2 protein-coding genes and 3 pseudogenes are annotated in these 1,938 nt (G+C 58.0%); 1 reads left to right on the top strand and 4 read right to left on the bottom strand.

All coding sequences use genetic code 11. The annotated features are described in order from the left end of the window. Positions 1–114: 114 nt before the first annotated feature. The 4 genes and pseudogenes from H0485_RS21160 to H0485_RS21150 all read right to left on the bottom strand — a co-directional run. A pseudogene (locus H0485_RS21160) lies at positions 115–402 on the bottom strand (IS110 family transposase); the annotation flags it as partial. Positions 403–514: 112 nt separating this feature from the next. Further along, positions 515–1,005 (bottom strand): annotated as a pseudogene (locus H0485_RS21760) (IS5 family transposase); the annotation flags it as partial. Next, entirely contained in the window at positions 1,006–1,305 is a 300-nt protein-coding gene (locus tag H0485_RS21755) for a BrnA antitoxin family protein (RefSeq protein WP_255613896.1), read from the bottom strand. It lies immediately after the preceding pseudogene. Further along, positions 1,302–1,547: a BrnT family toxin gene (locus tag H0485_RS21150; protein ID WP_226937859.1), complete on the bottom strand. Its 246-nt coding sequence runs from the start codon at positions 1,545–1,547 to the stop codon at positions 1,302–1,304. Before H0485_RS21150 ends, H0485_RS21755 begins: the two co-directional genes overlap by 4 nt. Before the next feature lie 219 nt (positions 1,548–1,766). Here H0485_RS21150 and H0485_RS21145 point away from each other — a divergent pair. Beyond that, positions 1,767–1,938 (top strand): annotated as a pseudogene (locus H0485_RS21145) (IS6 family transposase); the annotation flags it as partial.

The following is a 1,938-nucleotide window of genomic DNA, read 5'->3' as shown; positions in this document are numbered from 1 at the left end:
ACAGCAGACCATCCAAAACCGCCGCTTGAACCACCAGCGTCAAGCAGCATAGCCTGAACCCGATGAGCCCAAGCCATCTGCTACAAAATCAGCGCGGCGGTTCCAAATCATTCGACGACGGACAGTCTTGATCGGCATGGCTTTCAGCGCGCCTTTCACCTGCCGCGTCTCCATCAGAACGACAGGTTGCCCCGCCTCGGACAACCCACGATGAAGCCACTGCGACAGAGGGCCGGCCTCAAGCCCGATGGCTGAAATGCCGCCATCCTGCTCGCTGATCCAGCGCAACAGCGCTTCGGGCTCACTAGCCACCTGCGCTTCCTTCACGATCTTCCCATGTTCGCTGACCACGCAGATCGCGGTCTTCTCCAGCGACACATTCAGCCCGACAAACAGCTTCAGCTCCGCAATCCTCCCTTTGGGTCTGATACGGGAATGGCGCCAGCTTGCCCTCTATTTTGCAACGGTAACGGGCGGGTCGCAGCGCAGGCCCCGTTACGGCATCTCATTAACTTTAGAGCCAGAAGAGGACGGTTGCGGCGAGGGCTATGGCCGAGAGGAAGACAATGGGGCACCTGTCGTATCGGGTTGCAACTCGTCGCCAGTCCTTGAGCCTGCCGAACATGATCTCGATGCGGTTGCGGCGTTTGTAGCGGCGCTTGTCGTATCGAACTTTCTTCTTGCGTGTTTTCCGCCCCGGGATGCAGGCGCTTATGCCTTTGTCTTTCAACGCATGTCTGAACCAATCGGCATCGTATCCCCGATCCGCCAGCATCCACTCTGCCTTTGGAAAGCTGCGTAGCAGAGCAGCGGCTCCGCTGTAGTCGCTGACCGGACCGGCTGTGACAAACATGCTGATCGGGCGGCCTTGGGCATCGGCAACGGCGTGAAGCTTGGTATTCATACCACCCTTCGTGCGACCGATCAGGCGACCACGCCCCCCTTTTTCACCCGCAGGCTGGAGGCCGTGCGATGAGCTTTCAGATAAGTCGCATCGATCATGATCTAGGAGAGATGCGCAGCCTTGCGCAGCGCCTCGTTCATCCGAGACTGCCAGCCTTGGCCTGACGCTTTGAATGCAGCCACCACATCGGGATCCAAGCGTAACGAGACAGCGACCTTAGGATTGGCTGATTTCGGCCGCCCAAGGCTCTTGCGGGCAGCATCCGCTAAGGCTGGGAAGGCCTCAGAAAAGGGCCGCGCCGTAGCCATATCGGCCTCTGTCAGCTCAGGGCTATCAACGGCCGCCCAGTCCGCTTCAGTGTAGCCATGCTTGGCGGCATGTTTGGGGTCGAACTTCTTCATAGCAGCTCCCTTTCCTTCTTGCTTGCAGCGCGCATGGAGATCACCGACAGCCCTTCCGAGCCAAGGGTGACGAACACCACAGCAATCGTGCCATCCGAGAAACAACCAATTGCCATCCAGCGGCGCTCTTTAGCTTGAACCACCTTGGCGCCGAGGAAAAAGTCAGGCGACAGGTCTGCAAAATCATAGCCGTGCTTCGCGATATTCGCCTGCCGCTTCGGCTCATCCCAGACAATCTGCATCCCGCTCCCCTGCGCTGTATTTATTGTATACACAATAATGCAACCCGATGCAAGATTTTTGTATATACAAGAAATCAAATGGCGAAGCTGCCCAAAGGGCATTGCCAAGTTATTTTCACCTGGTGTGTTGCAGTCTGTGTGAAGCCGGTCACGCGGTTATCTCGCGGGCAGGCATTGCCAAGTTGTTGTGTCGTGAAGCCCCTGCTGTAAGGATTTCGAATGAAAATGCCATCATCCCTGGCGCGCCCGAAGGGCTTCCGCTTTCCCCGCGAGATCATCGCTTATGCCGTCTGGGCCTATCATCGCTTCGCTCTGAGCTCGGCCGACGTCGAGGACCTTCTGGCAGAGCGCGGCGTGATCGTCAGCCGCGAAACCGTCCGGCTGTGGGTCA

It is taken from the genome of Pseudogemmobacter faecipullorum, assembly GCF_020539525.1.
Classification (GTDB): domain Bacteria; phylum Pseudomonadota; class Alphaproteobacteria; order Rhodobacterales; family Rhodobacteraceae; genus Pseudogemmobacter; species Pseudogemmobacter faecipullorum.
This window is presented reverse-complemented; position numbering and strand designations above follow the sequence as displayed.

Bases quoted from the DNA above. Each gene is read 5' to 3' on its own strand.
- H0485_RS21755 (WP_255613896.1), bottom strand. From the start codon at position 1,305: ATGAAGAAGTTCGACCCCAAACATGCCGCCAAGCATGGCTACACTGAA.
- H0485_RS21150 (WP_226937859.1), bottom strand. From the start codon at position 1,547: ATGCAGATTGTCTGGGATGAGCCGAAGCGGCAGGCGAATATCGCGAAG.